The sequence below is a fragment of the Rhodococcoides trifolii genome (assembly GCF_014635345.1).
Taxonomy (GTDB): domain Bacteria; phylum Actinomycetota; class Actinomycetes; order Mycobacteriales; family Mycobacteriaceae; genus Rhodococcoides; species Rhodococcoides trifolii.
In genome coordinates this window covers 421,313-438,390 of sequence record NZ_BMCU01000001.1, presented here as the reverse complement: position 1 = coordinate 438,390, position 17,078 = coordinate 421,313, and the positions used below count along the sequence as shown (strand labels likewise).

Here is a 17,078-nt window from a genome sequence, read left to right as displayed (position 1 = left end):
AGGATACCGCCGGGTCTACTCGATGCCACGTTCGATCGCGTACCTCGTCAACTCGACTCGGTTCGCCAGCTGCAGCTTGCGCAGCGTTGCTTGCACATGGTTCTCGACGGTGCGATGGCTGAGGGACAGACGGGTGGCAATCTGCTTGGCGCTCAACCCCTTTGCGACCAGACGCAGCACGTCGGTCTCGCGGTCGGTGAGCGTGGGCGAGGCGGGTCCCGCGTCCGGCCCGGCGGCGATGCGCCGGTACTCCCCGAGCACCAGACCGGCCAAGCCCGGCGTGAACACCGCCTGCCCGGCGTTCGTGGCCTCGACGGCCGCCACCAGTTCGTCGGCCGATGCGCTCTTGACGAGGTATCCCGTCGCCCCGGCCTTGACGGCGTCGAGAACGTCGTCGCGCTCGGCCGACGCGGACAGAATCAGCACCCGAGACTCCGGCGATACCTCGAGTACCGCGGCCGTGGCCTCGGCACCGTTCCCGTCGGGCAGCTCCATGTCCATCAGCACCACCGCGGGACGCGTCGCCGCCGCTCGACGGGTTGCCGACGCCATCGCGTCGGCCGTCGCCACCACCTCGAACCCGCGGGCGGTGAGGTCGCGCGCCACGCCGTCACGCCACATCGGGTGGTCGTCGACCACCATGATTCGAACGGTCATCGGTGCCCTCTCGGAATACGGAACTCCCACTCGGTGCCGTCGCCGGGCCAGGATTCGACGGCAGCGGTGCCGCCCACCGATCGAATACGCCCGATGATCGACTTCGACACTCCCATTCTCCCCTCGCTCTCCGCGTCGGCGATGCGTCCCGCGGGGATGCCGACTCCGTCGTCGCGAACGCTGACGACGATGGTGTCCGGCAGCTCCTCGAGCAGCACGAAGGCGCGCGCGCCGGGACCGGCGTGCTCGGCGACGTTGCCGAGCGCGCTGCGGGTCGCGGCCTCCACTTCGGCGGCGACGGCGCGGTCGAGAAGTACCGGTTCTCCGGGTGTCGAGACCGAGACCGTCACCGACTCCCGCGACTGCAGACCGGGCCGGAGGTCGACGAGCGGTCCGTGCTCGCGCGCGGGAACGCGGGATTCGGAGATCAGGGTGCGTAACGCAATTTCCTGCTGACCGGCCAACGTGGCCAGTTCGACTGCGTCGCCGCCGATTTCGGACCCGCGGCGCTTCACCATCGCGAGGACCTGCAGAACTCCGTCGTGCACTTCGCGAGCCAAACGTTCGCGCTCCGCGGTGGCGGCGGCGAGCCCGATGGCACGTTCGAGCTGCTGGCGGCCTCGCCTGGCTGCGCGCGAGGCGACACCGAGAGCCAGTCCCACGGACAGCAGGATCGGCGCGGTCGCATCGCGCCACAGGTCCACGCTCAGTTCGCCTTTCGTCACCGCGACGCCGACGGACATCACGGCGCCCGATCCGATTCCGGCCGCCGGCCCCCAGAGGATCGCCGCCGAGATGACCGCGTTCGTGACCCAGAGGGTGGTGGGCAGGACCTGGTGAACGGTGTACCACTCCGGGCCGGCAACCAGGCGGGTCGACGCCATTGCGGCCAGAACCACCACCTGGTCGGCGACGACGACGGGCAGTCGGTTCGACCGACGCAGGAGCAGACTGCCCGCGAGACCGGACCACACGACGACCATGGACACCAGCACCCAGCTGAGCCGGGTGGAGCGGTAGCTGTCGGCGACGACGAGTTGGAATCCGACGGCGTAGACCACGGTTGCGAGCCGAAAAGCGCTCGCGGCCCGCCACAGTGGTGCGTCGGGGTCGTCAGTCGACGTGGTCATCTTTACGCGTCGCCGGTGTGATCGTTCCCGCCTCGAGCATTCCTGTCGACGGGTGTGGGCTGTCCGGGTCGGCCGGGAACATCGGGTCCGACTGGTCGATGCCCTCGTATGCGGCTTCCGGATCGTCCGCGAGCAGCGACCGGACAGCGGTGTTCACCATCGCGACGATCGGTACGGCCAGTAGTCCACCGATGATGCCTGCCAACACGATTCCGGTCGCGATGGCGACGACGACGGCCAACGGGTGCAACCGGACGGCACGTCCGAGGAAGAGCGGCTGCAGGATGTGGCCTTCGATCTGCATCACCCCGACGACGATGGCCAGCGCGATGACCGCGGTGATCAGACCCTTCGTCACCAGGGCGATGAAGACCGCCACGAACCCGGTGAGCAACGCGCCGACGATGGGTATGAACGCACCGATGAACACCAGGGAGGCAAGTGGGAGCGCAAGCGGCACACCGAGGATAGCGAGACCGGCACCGATGCCGATCGCGTCGACCGCGGCGACGGCCACGGTGGCGCGGATGTAGCCGACGAGCGAACCGAACGCCTGAGCCCCCGCGAGCCGAATCCGTCGACGCGCCTGCGTGGGTGCGAGCCGAGTGACGAACTGCCAGATCTGGTTTCCGCCGTACAGGAAGAAGATCAGGGTGAACAGCATGAGTGCCAGCCCGGTGAATATTTCACCGATGACGGCTGCGGTGGTGAGGGCGCCGCTGGTCAGCGCTTCCTGGTTCGACTGGATGGATCGCACGACGGAATCGCCCGCGGAGCGAATCTGGTCCTCGCTGAAGTGGAACGGGCCGTCGGTCAGCCAGGTCTGAACGGTCTGGATGCTCTCGGTGAACTGATCCCCGAGCTGGGGTACGCCTTCGACGAACTGCTGCACGACGAACGTGAGAATCCCGGCGACGACACCGATGCTGCCGAGCAGCGCCACCACGACGGCGACGACCCGCGGGATGCCTCGCCGATGCATCCAGTCCACGAGCGGCGACAGCAGTCCCGACGCCAGCAGGGCGAGTCCGATGGGGATGAGAACGGTATCGAGCTTGCCGACCAGATAGACGAGAACGGCCACGCCGGCGGCGAGGACGAGCAGTCGCCACGTCCATGCGGCGCCGATACGAACGATGGGGTGTACCGAATCGGCGGGGTGCCGGCCGCTTGCGGCGTAGACGCTTGCGGCGCTCGCGTCGTCCGCCGAACCATTGCCTGTCACCGAGGGAGCCTAACCGTTTTCGATTGCGTGTGATCGAGTTGTGCACTGCTTGCGACCGGGCCGCAAGTTCACCGGTAAGTTCGTCACGTGCTCGTCCTCCTGCGTGCGGTGTCGATGACCCTGCGAAGTCGGTGGCCGCTGTACCTCGGGTCCACATTGCTGGCCAACTTCTTCGGTGCCGTCCTGGTTTTCGCGTTCGTTCGGTACGGACTACCCATTCCGGAGCAGGCGTCCGTGGTGGAGGACCGAACTCGCAACATCATCATTTTCGGCATCTATCTGGCGTGCGCGGGTGCGGTGAGTGTGGGCACCGCCGCGTACATGCTCAAGAACGTCATCCGCTGGCAGCTCCGAGGTGGCGCGCCCACCAGATCGGAGCAGATGGCGGCCCTGCACGCACCGTTGAGGCAAGCCATCGTGCACCTGGTGCTGTGGTTCATCGGCGGCATCATCTTCGTTGCGCTGACGGTCCAGGAGATGCCCTCGTTGGCCGTGGCCGTGATCGTCACCGTCGCGATGGCGGCCGCCATCACCTTTGGGTTCACCTACATGTTGGGCGAGAGGATCCTGCGCCCGGTGGCCGCGCAGGCGTTGAGTGAGGGGCGGTTCGATCGCACCTTCACACCTGGCGTCGGTACCCGCATGGCGATGACCTGGGGGCTGGGCACTCTCATCCCGGTGATCGGCATCGTGTTGCTGTGCGCGACGCAGCTGACCACCGACCTGGTGTTCTCCCCGAACTCGCTGGCAATCGCCATCATCCTGCTCTGCGTCATGGCCATCGTGCAGGCGTTCGCACTGTCGATGCTGACGGCGAGCCAGATCTCCGACCCGATCCGGCAGCTGCGCAAGGCCATCGAACGGGTCGCCCGAGGTGACACCGAGATCCAGGTCGAGGTGTTCGACGGTAGCGAGATCGGCCGGCTGCAGGTCGGTTTCAACCGAATGATGGAGGAAGCGTCCGAACGTCGGGTGTTGCGAGAGCTGTTCGGCCAGCATGTCGGCGAGGACGTCGCTCGTCGCGCGTTGCAGTTCGGGACCGAACTCGGCGGCGAGACGAGGTTCGTCGCCGTCCTGTTCGTCGACATGGTCGGCTCCACCGCAGCCGCATCGGAGCGCCCACCGTCCGAGGTGGTCGACCTGCTCAACGAATTCTTTCGCGTCGTGGTCGACGTGGTCGACCGACATCACGGGTTCGTCAACAAGTTCGTGGGCGACGCCGCGCTGGCCATCTTCGGAGCTCCGCTCGACCGGCCCGACGCTCCGACCGCCGCTCTGTCCGCGGCCCGAGAACTGCGGGTTGCGCTGGCCGAGATCGACGGTCTCGACATCGGAATCGGTGTGTCGGCCGGGTTGGCCGTGGCCGGAAACATCGGCGCATCGGAGCGATTCGAGTACACGGTGATCGGCGATCCGGTCAACGAGGCGTCCCGACTCACCGAGCTGGCCAAGTTCCGTCCGAGCCGGGTGCTGGCGTCGACGTCGGCGCTGTATTTCGCCGAGGAACACGAACAGGGGTGCTGGGAGCTGGGCGAACAGGTGCAGCTCCGGGGCCGACGCCGGTCGACACAGCTGGCGTGGCCCGTCGATTCACCGACCTAGGCTCGGTCGGGATCACTGCCGCGACGGTTACGCTGAGCAGGTGTCCGAGCCGGAATCAGTTCCTTCTGCGGGCACAGCTCGGCCGTCGAACCGTCTGCGCTGGCTCAAATGGGTGGGCGGGTTCGCGCTCGTGGCCCTGCTGGTCGGCGAAGGTGTGTATCTCTGGCCACGCCTGCACGAGTCCTGGAAGGCTCTGTCCGACATCGAGTGGGGCTTCCTCCTGGCTTGCGTTGTAGCACAGGCACTCTCGCTGTCCGCCTTCGCGCGGGTGCAGAAACGGCTGCTACAGGCCGGCGGAGTCCGCGTCAGCCAGAGCAAGTCGTTGTCGGTCGTGTACGGCAGCACCGCGATGTCGGTGACTCTCCCTGCGGGACAAGTCTTTTCCACGGCATTCACCTACCGCCAGACGCGCCGTTGGGGTGCGACCCCCGTCGTCGCCTCCTGGCAGCTGGCCATCTCGGGCGTCATCGCTGCGTGCGGTCTCGCCGTGCTGGGCGTCGGCGGCGCCCTGCTGGTCGGCGGAACCACCAACGCCTACACGCTGGTCCTCCCTGTCGCTGCAGTGGTCGCCCTGATCGCGTTGGCGCGGTACGTGCGAGCGCACCCGCAGTCGATCACCGGTGCGGCCCGGTGGGGCGTGCGCAAGGTCAACTCCCTGCGCAACAAGCCCGCCGACGCCGGACTGGACAAGGTGGACGAGATCGTCGACCAGATCCGGTCGGTCACGTTGGGTACGCGTGACGGTCTTGTCACCGTGGGCTTCTCGGCCGTGCACCGCCTCGCGGACGTCGCGTGCCTGGGACTCGCGTGTTACGCCGTCGGCGCCGACCCGCGCTGGTCCGGTCTGCTGATCGCCTTCACCGCGGGCAAGACCGTCGGATCGATTCCGGGGGCGCCGGGCGGTTTGGTGTTCGTCGACGCGACGCTGATCGCCACCCTGACGACAGCGGCCAGCATCAGCGCATCCCAGGCCGTCGCTGCTGCGCTGGTCTACCGCGTGGTCAGTTTCATCCTCGTGGCGATCGTGGGATGGATCGTGTTCGCCGTCATCTTCCGTCAGCATCAGCACGAGGATCTGCACTTCGACCTCGCTGTGGAGCAGCAGGAACTACGACTCGGTCAGACTCGCAAGGAATAGATGCGGACCGGGGTCCGTTTATGTATTCTGACATTGAAGTTTCAAGCCAGTTTCTACACCGAGGAGCAGTCATGACCGCCGCCGTAGCAATCCCGTCACTCGAAGCCGGAACGTGGACCATCGATCCAGTCCACTCCACCGTCGGCTTCACCGTTCGTCACCTCGTCGTGAGCAAGGTTCGCGGCCGTTTCCAGGACTTCTCCGGTGCGATCACCGTGGCCGAGGACGGCACCCCGTCCGTCAACGCCGAGATCGACGTCGCCTCCATCACCACCGACAACGCCCAGCGTGACGGCCACCTCAAGACCGCCGACTTCTTCGAGGTCGAGAAGTTCCCGAAGGCCACCTTCGTCTCGAAGTCGGTTCGCCAGGACGGCAGCGACTACGTCCTCACCGGCGACTTCACCCTCCACGGCGTCACCAACGAGGTCGAGCTGAAGCTCGAGTTCAACGGCGTCAACGCAGGCATGGGCAACGGCCCGGTCGCCGGCTTCGAAGCCACCACGACCATCAACCGCAGGGACTTCGGCATCTCCATCGACATGCCCCTCGAAGGCGGCGGCGCAGTCGTCGGCGACAAGATCAACCTGCTCCTCGAGATCGAGGCCGGCCGCCAGGCCTGACCTCCCTCCCCCTCCCCGTCCGCGGTGATCACCGCCGGATGGTTCGACATTCTCACTTCTGTCGAACCGTTCGGCCGTGATCACCGCAGTTCGGGGTCCGGATATCCTGAGCCGGTGAACCGAACTGCCTTCGCCCTGGCCGTCGACGTCGTGGTCGTCCTCGTCTTCTGCCTGATCGGCCGCAGCAGCCACGCCGAGGGCCTGACCTTCGGCGGCATCGTCGGTACGGCGTGGCCCTTCCTGGTCGGCCTTGCGGTCGGGTGGCTGGCAACGATTGCCCTGTACCGCAACAAGTTCGACGCGCTGCGCCTGGTTCCGACGGGTGTGCTCGTGTGGGTGTCGACCGTGGTGGTCGGCATGGTTCTCCGTGTCGTGTCCGGTCAGGGCACCGAAGTCAGCTTCATCGTTGTCGCATCCGTCTTCACCGCCCTGTTCCTGCTCGGGTGGCGAAGTGTCGCGCGATTCGTACTCCGGCGTCAGTCTTCGACGGCGCGATAGACCTTCCAGAACCACCCGAGTCCCACCACGCCGCACACCGCGCCCGATCCGTAGGCACCGACCAGCACCAACATGGTCGCCGCCCCGATCAGCGCGAGGATGCAGAGCGACTGCAGGACGAGGGCGAGGGGCACGAGTCGACTCTGCACAATTCGGGCGCGGCACGCAACCAGGCTTCTCCGCTCACGACACCCACAACCAGATCGCCAAACCGAACGCGCACAACGCCACCGCAACGCGCAGCAGGTTCGGCGGAATGACCTTCACGATCGGCGGGCCGAGCCACCCGCCGGCAAAGCATCCGATGGCCATGGCCAACGCGGCCACCCAGTGCACCGGCCCCAGCACGGCGAACAGGACCGCCGCGACGAGGTTGGCCAGACCCAGCAGATAACTCTTGAGAATCGATGCGCGCCAGATGGATTCGGACGTGCAGATCATGATCAACGCCAGGATGATCACGCCTGCACCGGCGCCGAAGTAGCCGCCGTACACCGATGTCACGAAGATCCCGAGCGGGTACAGACGCGGAAACTTCCGTTGTGCTGCCAACGCCCGCAACCGGGGTTGCATCAACATCGCCACGGCGGCCAGTATCACCAGGATCGGAACGATCGCCTCGAACGAATCCTCCGGTGCAACGAGCAGAACCACGGCGCCGACCACCCCGCCTGCCGCCGCGAACGCGCTCTGCGCGATCAGGGACCGCCCGCCCTTGCGCAGTTCGGCGTGGGAGTTGGTGACCGAGCCCACGCCGACCGCCACCAGCGCGACGGTGTTCGTCACGTTCGCGGACACGGGCGAGAGTCCGACAGCCAGCAGCGCCGGATACGACACGATCGAGGCCAGCCCGGTCACGAAGCCCACCACACCCGCTCCGAATCCCGCCGCGACGAGCAGCAGGAAATCGAAGACCGTCACACGGGAACCGTACTCACTCGGTGGGTGAGGCCATCTCCTGCAGCAGCAGATCCGTCATTCGGACGGCTTGATCGGCATCTCCTGCGTTCTCGACGAGAACCGAGATCGCCAGGTCACCCTTGGTGGCGACGTACCAACGATCGTCGTCGGAGTTGCCGCCGGTGAGTCCGCGCACGTCGGTGTATCCGTCGAGGCCCGTCATGGACGACCGCACCCGGGAGAGAACCGCCGGGTCGACGGGTCCGCCGTCGCTGGAGACGGACGCGGGGCGACCGTTCACGATCATCGGAGCCGGCGCACTGCCGCGGGAGATCGCGGCTCCCATCTCGGCGAGGCCGAACGGCGTCACTGCCATCCCGTCCTGCCGCGATGTCGAACTGGCGGAACGGAACTGATCGCTGCGGGTCCGGCCGTCGGGCACGCTCGCGGTCACCACGTCGGCGCCGGGTAGCGAGAAGGACGTGCCGAGTCCGAATTGCCTGGCGGCCGTGGAGAAGTCGCTGCCCTGCATGGACGCCGACGCGTCGACCAACTCCGACACGGTGCCCGCCGGGTACAGATGGTTCAACGCCGGTGTGCCGAGTTCGTTGGCGTAGCTGTTCTGGGCGACCGCGACGACGGCACCCGTCGACGGCTTGATCGCCACGATCGACGCCGGAGTTCCGACGCTGACCACCGCCGTCTCCGCCGCGAGTTGCACTCCGGAGTCGACGGTCGACGCGATGTCCGGCGCTCCGGGCCCCTGGAATCCGGCTTTGCGAGAAGACGTTCCGTCGGGACTCGCAACGTCGACCGCCCAGCCCGCGGTCTCGTCACGGCTCTGCTGCCAGACGTTGCGCAGCGAGTCGAGCAGCGGCGAATTCAATCGGCGGTCCGCGGCGATGAGGCGCGGTTCGGTGTAGAGCGTGACACCGGGGATCGCACGCAGGTCGTCTTCCAGGACCGCGTAGTCGTCGGCGCGCAGGGTCACGGCGGTGACCGGACCGCCGTGCGCAGAGGCGAGGTCGGCCAGCATCGTCTCGGAGGTGATGAGCGGGGCGACCACGTCGATGACGTCGGCCAACTGCTGCGTGGTCGACGCCGGATCGGGCATGGACGACGGGTCGAGATCGACGCGGGCGATTGCCTGTTCGGCCATCATCGGCTCGCCCGATGCGTCGAGGACGGTCGGCGCGGGAGCGTCGGTGCGGGTGAACGCGACAGTGCGGCCGTCACCGAGGTCGGGAGCCAGAATTTCCGGCGCCCACGAGATCTTCCATCCGACGGCCAGCTTGCGGGTGCTGCCCTGGGTCGTGAAGTGCCACTGCCTCGTGTCCGCGCCACGGGGTTCGCCGAACGTCCACGTCGTGTCGAGGGTGAAGAACCCGGACGTCTCGTCGAGACCGATGTACTGCGACATTCGGGTCGAGGACTGTCCGGTGGGACCCAGACCGTCGAACATCTGGGTGATCGTTTGGGCCGCGGCGTTGGGGTAGGACGTGAGCGCAGCGGCCGCGGCCACGTTGCGCTCGTCGAGTGCGTGGGCGAAGTTCTCCACCAGGATCGCCGCTTCGCTGCGCGGCTTGCTCACGACGACCGTCGCCATCGCTGCCATCACCGCGAAGGCGACGAGGAGTGCGATTACATAGCGAGGGCGGAGGCCGGTCGGCAGCCGGCGCGGCGCGGTGCGCGAGGACACCGGCGCAGGCAGAACGGAGAACATGCATCAATTGTCACTTGAGTAACACCAGTAACACAGCACGGTGAGCGCACGTAACGATCACGATTGAGCCACGGGCGCAGAAAAGAGTGTCCGGGGACTCTTTTCCACACCCGGGTGCGTCAGCGCAAGAAGGCTCCCGCGGCCGTGAGCGCCGGTGCCGACGAATTCCCACCGGCGACGAATACCGCGAACGCGAGATCGCCCTGAATTCCTACGAACCACCCGTGCGCCGGGGCGTTCGCAACCTCAGCGGTTCCCGTCTTGCCGAGCAGGCCCGGAACGTCCTGCAGGACGGTGGCCGTGCCGGCGGTGATCGTCTCGCGCATCATTGTCTTCAGCTGGTCGGTGACCTGCGTGGGAACCGGCGTAGGCGCCTGGTCGGCCGTCGCGGGTCGGCCCTGGACGAGCATCGGCAGTGGTGTCGAGCCGTTCGCGATGGAGGCCGCCACCAGCGCCATACCGAACGGTGTCGCGGTCACCGCTCCCTGGCCGATACCCGACTCGACGCGTTCTGCCGGTGTCGTCGCCGGTGGGACGCTGCCGGTGACCGTCGTCAGGCCCGGGGTCACGTAGTCGACCCCGAGGCCGAACTGCAGTGCCGCCTGCTGCAGTGCGTCGTCGGGAAGCGCGACAGCGAGGCGCGCCATCGTGGTGTTGCACGAGCGCGCGAACGCGGTGTGGAGCGGCACCGTGCCGAGGTCGAAGTTGTCGTCGTTCGGGATCTGTCGTCCCTCGATGTTTTCGGTACCCGGGCAGGGCAGGGCGGTGTCCGGGGTGGCGGTTCCGGCCTGCAGGGCCGCGGAGGTCGTCACCGTCTTGAAGGTGGATCCCGGTGGATACAGCCCGGTGAGCGCGATCGGTCCCTGCGCGTCCGCCGCAGCGTTCTGCGCGACGGCGAGAACGGCGCCGGTCGACGGCCGAATGGCGACGATGGCCGACTGGTTCGGCAGCGAGGACAGCGCATTCTCCGCTTTGAGCTGCAGCGACGTGTCCAAGGTGGTGGCGATGTCGGGACCGACGGTTGCATCCTGACCGGCGAGTTGCCCCGTCACCGTTCCGTCCGGCCCGACCAGTTGGACCGCCCAGCCCGCTCCGGCGGTCTCAGCGGTCTGCCACAGATCGGCAACGCCGGACAGAGCGGGCGAGGCGACGGCACGGTCGGTGGTCAACAACCTGGTCTGGGGCGCCAGTGTCACTCCCGGTAACGCAGCAAGCCGGTCCTGAATCGGGTCGAGATCGGACTGGCGCAACGACACCGCCGTCGTGGTCCCGCTGGTCGACACGGACAGGTCGGCCGCGAGCGACTCGGCAGTCACGGTCGGCGCGATAGGGGAGACCAGAGCGGCCACGGCCGAGGTGTCGGCGCTGGCGTCGATGTTCACCAACGTCACCACCTGGCGTGACATCAGTTCGGCGCCCGCCCCGTCCAGCACCCGAGGCGCGGTGTCCGCCGTGGTCGGGGTGTAGCGGATGGTCGAACCGTTGGTGAGACCGGGGACCACGGCGGCCGGGTCCCAATCGATCTTCCACCCCTGGTCGGTCTCGGCGGCGGTTCCGGTGGTCGAGTACGCCCAGATGCGCTCCGAAGGGAAATCCTGCGCAATGGTGGACGGCGCTGAGGTCTGCGTGACTGTCGAGTCCGGGTCCGGCGTGGATCCGGGGACCGTGAACGACCACGACCCGGACATCGTGAACGACTTCGCATCCTCGTCCGCCTGAGTGACGGTGAAGGTCGGCGTCGCATCCACGGTCCCGCCGCCGCGCAGCCCGTCGAACATCTGCGTGATCACGGTGCTCGCTCCGGCCGGGTCCGACGTCTCGGCCGCCGCTGCAGCAACATTTCCGCTGCTGAGAGCGGCAGCGAAGGCATCTGCGACGGTCCGAGGCTGCGGTGGAGCGTTGTCGCCGCACGCGGAGGCGACCAGCGCAGTGACAGCAATGAGGGTGAGGAGATGACGGCGCACGAGAACGATCATGCCTCACCCCTGGCGCACTTCGATGTAAGTGTGTAATCATGTAATCAGTGTTGCAACCGCAGCACGCAACCGAAAGGCAAGAAAAATGAGACACGAACATGGACCCGGCCACGGCCGAGGGCGCTCACACGGCGCCGAACAGGAAAATGGACCGGAAGGCTGGGGACGCGGACCCGAAGGTCACGGACGCGGACGAGGACGCGGCGGCCCTGGCAGCCGGAAGTTCGGCCGCCCCGGCGGGTGGCAGCAGGCCGACGTACCCAACGCCGCAGACGCACCCGAGTGGTTCACCGGGCGCCTCCCCAGTGAGTGGTACGAAGGATCGCCGACCATCGAGGTCGATCGCGAAGAGATCGTCGTCATCGGTGAACTGCCGAAGCCCGAGGCCGACGGCGACGCCGCCCTCGAAGGACGCATCGCCCGTTTCCGCGAAACGACACGCGACGATCGCATGCGGATCGCCGACGAAGCCGAAGCGCGCTACGGCCGCAAGGTTGCGTGGGGTGTGACGATCGACGGAAACACCACCCTCTTCACCCATCTCGCGGTTCCGGTCATGACGCGCCTGCGTCAGCCCGAGCGCAAGGTGCTCGACACCCTCGTCGACGCCGGCGTGGCCCGCTCGCGAGCCGACGCGCTCGCGTGGGCAGTCCGACTGGTCGGCGAGCACACCGAGGACTGGCTCGGCGAACTCCGCGACGCGATGTCCAAGGTGGACGACCTTCGCAGCAAAGGCCCGCAGATTTAATCACTTGGCAGCAGCCGATCGGACTCCTACGGTGTGAGGCAGTCCTGTTGCCGCCGGAAAGAGAATCAGACGTTGATCCTGTAGAGGTGAACCCACGAGCCCCGCGTGCGTGACCGCGCACCGGACCTCTCACACCCTCGAACAGGTAATCCATGTCTTCGTCCGTGGTTCTTTCCGATCTCACCTTCGCCTGGCCCGACGGCCGACCCGTGTTCGACGGCCTCGACGCCGTATTCGGCTCGGGGAGAATCGGACTCGTCGCCGACAACGGGACCGGCAAGTCGACACTCCTCAAACTGGTCGCCGGCGAACTGGCACCCGACCGCGGGTCTGTCTCCGTCACCGGCAGGCTCGGCTACCTCTCGCAAGATCTCAGCACGACGCCGACCACGACGATCGCGTCGATGCTGGGAATCGACGGGATCCGAACGGCGTTGCAGCGCATCGAGTTCGGGGCCGGAACCGAGGAGGACTTCGGCTTGGTCGACGGGTCCTGGGACATCGAGGACCGCGCCGTCGCGTTGCTCGGTCGGCTCGGCCTCCACCGTATCGCGTCCACTCCGGACGACTTGGCCCGCGCCGCAGGGACATTGTCCGGCGGAGAGCGCACACTGCTCGGGCTTGCCGCACAGCTGATCGGTGAACCGACGGTGCTGCTTCTCGACGAGCCGACCAACAATCTCGACAGCCGCGCACGGGCGTTGCTCGACGACGCTCTCGGGTCGTTCTCGGGAACCGCCATCGTGGTCAGTCACGATCGCGGTCTCCTGGACACCGTCGACACCACGATCGAATTGCGTTCCGTGAGAGGTTCTTCCGTCGCACTCAGAGAGTTCGGCGGAAACTACTCCCACTACGCGGCGCAGATCGAGGCGGAACAGGAAGCCGCCCGTTCTGCAGTACGTGACGCGAAGAGCGAGGTGAACAAGCAGAGTGCCGAGTTGACCGACACACACGTCAAGCTCGCTCGGCGTGCGCGCTACGGCAAGAAGATGAACGAACAGAAACGTGAACCGAAGATCGTCATGGGCGCACGCAAGCGAGCGGCCCAGCAGTCGGCGGGGAAGCTGCGCATCGAGCACGAAGACGACGTGGCCGCTGCGCGCGAGAGCCTGAGTGCAGCAGAGGATTCGGTCCGCGACGACAAGGTGATACGAATCGACCTGCCGGGCACCGAGGTTCGCCGGGGCCAGGAGGTGGTGGAGCAGCGCGTGGAACTACCGTTCCCGTCCCGCTCGCTCGACATCTCCATCGTCGGTCCGGAACGTGTCGCGCTGATCGGTGTCAACGGAATCGGCAAGACGACGTTGCTGGGTGCGCTCGAACCCCGGGTGCCCCGGGCATACCTGCGACAGGACCACGACGACTTCGACGACACCGCATCGGTCGTGGACAACGTGGCAGCGCGGGCACCGCACGTTCCGGTCGCCGAGGTGCGAGCTCGACTCGCCCGATTCTTGTTCCGCGGCAACGCTGCCGACGCTCCGGCCGGAACGTTGTCGGGCGGCGAACGCCTGCGCGCGGCACTTGCGACGATACTGCTGGCCGATCCGGCGCCGAAGTTGCTTCTGCTCGACGAGCCGACCAACAATCTCGACATCGTCAGTCTCGGACATCTGACCGAGGCGTTGGCGTCGTTTCGCGGCGCGCTGGTGGTCGTGAGCCACGACGAGTCCTTTCTCGGCGATGTGGGAATCACGCGACGGTGGGAGTTGACGACGTCGGGCATCGTCGACAGTCCGCAATAATGAGCAGGTGGACTTCGCGACCAACCCCGTCGACGGCACCAGAATCTTCCACACCACTACCGGGGCCGGGCCACCCGTACTCCTCGTCCACGGCAGCCTGCTCAGCCACCAGATCTGGCGAACCTTCGGATACGTTCGCGCACTGCGAGATACGCACCGCCTGATCCTCGTCGACCAGCGCGGCCACGGGCGCAGCGACAAACCCCGCGACGTCGCCTCGTATTCGATGGACCTCATCACCGGCGATCTTCTGGCAGTGCTCGACGCGACGGACACCGAGACGGTCGACTACGTCGGCTACTCCTTCGGTGGTCGATCCGGACTGCATCTCGCCTCACGCGCGCCGCACCGCCTGCGGTCCCTGATCGCCGGCGGGGCCAGCGCGGCACCGCAGAAGGGTGCGCTCGACGGGCTGTTCTTCCCGAACAGCGCAGACGTGCTCGAACATCGCGGTATGGACGCGTTCATCGAGGAGTGGAGCAAGCGAAGAATCTTTCCCGTCGACTCCGGGACCCGAGCGGCGTTCATGAAGAACGATCCGCTCGCACTGGCGGCGTACTTCCGGGCGTCCGACGCCGACCCCGGGCTTCCCGACAGCGCGCTGACCTCGATGTCGGTTCCCACGATGATGTTCGTGGGGACCGAGGACACCGCTCGCATCGACGACACCCGTCGTGCTGCTGCGTTGATCCCGGGCGCCGATCTCCACGAGATCCGCGGATACGACCACGGCACCACCGTTGCGGCACCCGAAGCGGTGGAACTGGTGAAGGCCGCTCTCTGCGGGTAGGCCGGAGGCCGGTCGGTGAGCGGTCCGTAAAGTCGAGTCATGGCTGACCGTTTCTGGAAACTTCTCGGTCGATCGGTGGCGAAGGGGCACGCACGCACCCGCGACGCGGTCGCCCGAGCGAGCGAGCACGATGCGTGGGCGAAGGACGCCGATCCCGCGACCGCGGCGGCGGATATACGCGACGACCAGCTGCGCGACGTCCCCAAGTTCTTGGCTCTGGCGCGGCAGAGCGCCGATGTGTCGCTGAAGCTGCGACCGTTCGACACCCAACTCGTCGGCGCGGTCCGACTGCTCGAAGGCGACGTCGTGGAGATGGCGACCGGCGAGGGCAAGACCCTCGCCGGAGCCGTCGCTGCCGCCGGGTACGTCCTGCGGGGACGCGATGTGCACGTCATCTCCGTGAACGACTTCCTCGCCCGCCGCGACGCCGAGTGGATGGCACCCTTCTACACGGCGCTCGGACTCACGGTCGGCTGGATCGACGCCTCGTCGTCGGCGGACCAGCGCAGGACCGCCTACGCCTGCGACGTCACCTACGCGTCGGTCAACGAAGTGGGCTTCGACGTTCTGCGCGATCACCTCGTGTCCGACGTGGACGACCTGGTGTCCCCCACTCCCGACGTCGCGATCGTCGACGAAGCCGATTCCGTCCTCGTCGACGAAGCTCTGGTGCCACTGATCCTCGCCGGTTCGTCCACCACCGACGTACCGACGGCGGAAGTGTTCGACGCGATTGCCGACCTCGAGGCCGGCGTCCATTACGACACGGACCCGGAGAACCGCAACGTCTTCCTCACCGACGACGGAGCGGCCGCGCTGGAGGAGAAGCTGGGCAACATCGATCTGTACTCGGAGGAGCACGTCGCCACCACGCTCGTGCAGATCAACGTGGCCCTGCACGCACGGGTTCTCGTGCGTAGGGACGTCGACTACATCGTCCGCGGCGGGCAGGTGCAGTTGGTCAACGCTTCTCGTGGCCGAGTGGCTGAACTGCAACGTTGGCCCGACGGGCTGCAGGCGGCGGTCGAGGCCAAGGAAGGGTTGTCGCGCACCGAAACCGGCGAAGTGCTGGACACGATCACCGTGCAGGCACTGATCGGTCGCTACGCCACCGTGTGCGGGATGACAGGGACGGCGCTGGCCGCCGGTGAGCAGCTCCGAAAGTTCTACGACCTCGGTGTGTCGGTGATCGAACCCAACGAGCCCAACGTCCGTGTGGACGAGGCGGATCGGGTGTACACCACCGCCGAGGAGAAGAACGCTGCCCTGGTCGCCGAGATCGTGGCCGTTCACGAGACCGGGCAGCCCGTGCTGATCGGAACTCACGATGTCGCCGAATCAGAAGCGTTGGCGCAGAAGCTGATCGACCGTGAGGTACCCGCGGTGGTGCTGAACGCCAAGAACGACGCCGAGGAAGCGGAGATCATCGCCCGCGCCGGCCAACTCGGCGCCGTCACCGTCTCGACGCAGATCGCCGGGCGCGGCACGGACATCCGGCTCGGTGACGGTGTGGCCGAACTCGGGGGGCTCCTCGTCGTCGGGACCGGACGCTACGTCACCGAACGACTCGACAACCAGTTGCGTGGCCGAGCGGGACGGCAGGGCGATCCGGGCCGGTCCGTCTTCTTCGCCAGCTGGGACGACCGGTTGGTGACGTCGCATCTCGCTCCGGGCGACCGTCCCGGCACGTCGAACGACGACGGTTACGTCGAATCGGCGTCGGCGGCAAAGCGAATCGACCATGCCCAACGTATCGCCGAAGGGGAGATGCTCTCGGCCCACTCGTTGACATGGAGATACAACCAGCTCACCGCCCAACACCGCGGAATCGTCGACGCGCGCCGGCAGTCGCTCATGACGACCGACGAGGCGTGGACGCTGCTGTCCGGACGAAATCCCGAGCGGGCCGACGAACTGGCAGAGTCGATCGAACAATCGACGCTCGAACGCGTTGCGCGACAGATCGTTCTGCACAATCTGGACAGTGCCTGGTCGGATTACCTGGCCTACCTCGCCGACGTCCGCGAGTCCATTCACCTTCGTGCGCTGGGACGACAGAATCCGCTCGACGAGTATCACCGCATCGCGATCGAGGCCTTCCGGGATCTGGAAGCCAACGCGCTCGAGAAGTCGGACCAGGTGTTCCTGACGGCCTCGATCACTCAGGACGGAATCGACCTCGCGGGCTCGGGTTTGCGACGGCCGTCGTCCACGTGGACCTACATGGTCCACGACAATCCGTTCGAAAACAGTGGGAGCGCCTTCCGGCTGTAGTGGAACCGGACGGATTGGTCTCGAACGCGATAGGGTGACGCATCTT

General features: G+C 66.8%; 15 protein-coding genes. 8 read left to right on the top strand and 7 right to left on the bottom strand.

The window, feature by feature from the left end; all coding sequences use genetic code 11:
- Positions 1-15 precede the first annotated feature (15 nt).
- The 3 genes from IEW02_RS02050 to IEW02_RS02040 are packed head-to-tail and all read right to left on the bottom strand — an operon-like array spanning position 16 to position 2,925.
- Positions 16-657: a response regulator gene (locus IEW02_RS02050; RefSeq protein WP_188543035.1), complete on the bottom strand. Its 642-nt coding sequence runs from the start codon at positions 655-657 to the stop codon at positions 16-18.
- Complete coding sequence (gene macS / locus IEW02_RS02045) at positions 654-1,787, bottom strand: MacS family sensor histidine kinase (RefSeq protein ID WP_188543034.1); 1,134 nt, start codon at positions 1,785-1,787, stop codon at positions 654-656. The genes IEW02_RS02050 and macS overlap by 4 nt, the downstream gene beginning before the upstream one ends.
- On the bottom strand, positions 1,771-2,925 hold the full coding sequence (locus IEW02_RS02040) for an AI-2E family transporter (RefSeq protein WP_229745834.1): 1,155 nt from the start codon (positions 2,923-2,925) through the stop codon (positions 1,771-1,773). The genes macS and IEW02_RS02040 overlap by 17 nt, the downstream gene beginning before the upstream one ends.
- 201 nt (positions 2,926-3,126) lie before the next feature.
- Between IEW02_RS02040 and IEW02_RS02035 the strand changes: the two genes are divergently transcribed.
- The 4 genes from IEW02_RS02035 to IEW02_RS02020 all read left to right on the top strand — a co-directional run bounded on the left by IEW02_RS02035 (position 3,127) and on the right by IEW02_RS02020 (position 6,873).
- On the top strand, positions 3,127-4,614 hold the full coding sequence (locus IEW02_RS02035; RefSeq protein WP_188543944.1) for an adenylate/guanylate cyclase domain-containing protein: 1,488 nt from the start codon (positions 3,127-3,129) through the stop codon (positions 4,612-4,614).
- Between the two features lie 40 nt (positions 4,615-4,654).
- Positions 4,655-5,752 carry a lysylphosphatidylglycerol synthase transmembrane domain-containing protein gene (locus IEW02_RS02030; protein ID WP_188543032.1) on the top strand — a complete coding sequence of 366 codons (1,098 nt, stop codon included), beginning with the start codon at positions 4,655-4,657 and terminating at the stop codon, positions 5,750-5,752.
- 71 nt (positions 5,753-5,823) lie between these two features.
- Positions 5,824-6,375 carry a YceI family protein gene (locus IEW02_RS02025; protein WP_188543031.1) on the top strand — a complete coding sequence of 184 codons (552 nt, stop codon included), beginning with the start codon at positions 5,824-5,826 and terminating at the stop codon, positions 6,373-6,375.
- A gap of 114 nt (positions 6,376-6,489) precedes the next feature.
- Entirely contained in the window at positions 6,490-6,873 is a 384-nt protein-coding gene (locus IEW02_RS02020; protein ID WP_188543030.1) for a DUF3054 domain-containing protein, read from the top strand.
- On the opposite strand, the gene IEW02_RS02015 is transcribed toward IEW02_RS02020, so the two are convergent.
- The 4 genes from IEW02_RS02015 to IEW02_RS02000 all read right to left on the bottom strand — a co-directional run bounded on the left by IEW02_RS02015 (position 6,852) and on the right by IEW02_RS02000 (position 11,472).
- Positions 6,852-7,007, bottom strand: a complete 156-nt coding sequence (locus tag IEW02_RS02015; protein ID WP_188544094.1) for a hypothetical protein — start codon at positions 7,005-7,007, stop codon at positions 6,852-6,854. The genes IEW02_RS02020 and IEW02_RS02015 overlap by 22 nt on opposite strands.
- A gap of 49 nt (positions 7,008-7,056) precedes the next feature.
- On the bottom strand, positions 7,057-7,794 hold the full coding sequence (locus IEW02_RS02010) for a sulfite exporter TauE/SafE family protein (RefSeq protein ID WP_188543029.1): 738 nt from the start codon (positions 7,792-7,794) through the stop codon (positions 7,057-7,059).
- 13 nt (positions 7,795-7,807) lie between these two features.
- Entirely contained in the window at positions 7,808-9,496 is a 1,689-nt protein-coding gene (locus tag IEW02_RS02005; protein ID WP_229745730.1) for a penicillin-binding protein, read from the bottom strand.
- Positions 9,497-9,615: 119 nt separating this feature from the next.
- A complete protein-coding gene (locus IEW02_RS02000; protein WP_188543028.1) occupies positions 9,616-11,472 on the bottom strand; it encodes a penicillin-binding transpeptidase domain-containing protein in 1,857 nt (618 codons plus the stop codon).
- A gap of 85 nt (positions 11,473-11,557) precedes the next feature.
- On the opposite strand from IEW02_RS02000, the gene abmR reads away from it, so the two are divergent.
- The 4 genes from abmR (at position 11,558) to secA2 (ending at position 17,032) form a co-directional block, all read left to right on the top strand.
- Positions 11,558-12,220 (top strand): ATP-binding transcription factor AbmR, encoded by a 663-nt coding sequence (gene abmR / locus IEW02_RS01995; protein WP_229745729.1) that lies wholly within the window; start codon positions 11,558-11,560, stop codon positions 12,218-12,220.
- Between the two features lie 152 nt (positions 12,221-12,372).
- A complete protein-coding gene (locus IEW02_RS01990; RefSeq protein WP_188543027.1) occupies positions 12,373-13,968 on the top strand; it encodes an ABC-F family ATP-binding cassette domain-containing protein in 1,596 nt (531 codons plus the stop codon).
- Positions 13,969-13,975: 7 nt separating this feature from the next.
- Complete coding sequence (locus tag IEW02_RS01985) at positions 13,976-14,758, top strand: alpha/beta fold hydrolase (protein WP_188543026.1); 783 nt, start codon at positions 13,976-13,978, stop codon at positions 14,756-14,758.
- A 39-nt stretch (positions 14,759-14,797) separates the two neighbouring features.
- On the top strand, positions 14,798-17,032 hold the full coding sequence (gene secA2, locus IEW02_RS01980; protein ID WP_188543025.1) for an accessory Sec system translocase SecA2: 2,235 nt from the start codon (positions 14,798-14,800) through the stop codon (positions 17,030-17,032).
- Positions 17,033-17,078: the final 46 nt, after the last annotated feature.